General features: G+C 28.8%; 2 protein-coding genes. Both read right to left on the minus strand.

Annotation, left to right across the window (positions count from 1 at the left end; genetic code table 11):
• Positions 1-359, minus strand: a 359-nt coding sequence (locus AMN83_RS00260; RefSeq protein WP_143323620.1) for an alpha/beta fold hydrolase, incomplete at its 3' end; no start/stop codon positions are given.
• Between the two features lie 7 nt (positions 360-366).
• Positions 367-560: AMP-binding enzyme (locus tag AMN83_RS00265; protein WP_425304137.1), on the minus strand; the 194-nt coding region annotated here is incomplete at its 5' end.

Here is a 560-nt window from a genome sequence, read left to right on the forward strand (position 1 = left end):
ATAAAAACTAACTTTTTTAATCTATTTTTATATTTGTGAGCATATTCAAGTATCTCCAAGCAACCTTGGGAATGACCAATTAAAATTAAATTATTTAAATTAAGTTTATTAAAAACATGCTCCAACCAATCAGCTATTTTTTCAATACTATCTAAGCAAGGGCCATCAGAATTACCGTGCCCAGGTAAATCAATAGATAATACGTTAAAATTATTATTTGAAAAAAACTGTTCAGTTAGAGACCAAACAATATGTGAAAGACCACTTCCATGAAGAAATACTATTGTTTCTTTATTTTCATCAATACCCTGTCCTGCATCAGACGCATAAACATTTTTATTTTCCAATTGAAAATTCAAAAATTACCTAAACTTGTTTTCTTAATTCAAACTTTTGTATTTTTCCTGTCGAAGTTTTTGGCAAATCACAGAACACAACCTTTTTAGGAACTTTAAATCCCGCTAAAGTTTCTTTACAAAAATCAATTAATTCTTTTTCTGATACCGGCTTATCTTTAACCATTTCAATAAATGCACAAGGAACTTCTCCCCATTTTTCAT

It is taken from the genome of Candidatus Pelagibacter communis (assembly GCF_001180025.1).
Taxonomy (GTDB): domain Bacteria; phylum Pseudomonadota; class Alphaproteobacteria; order Pelagibacterales; family Pelagibacteraceae; genus Pelagibacter; species Pelagibacter ubique_A.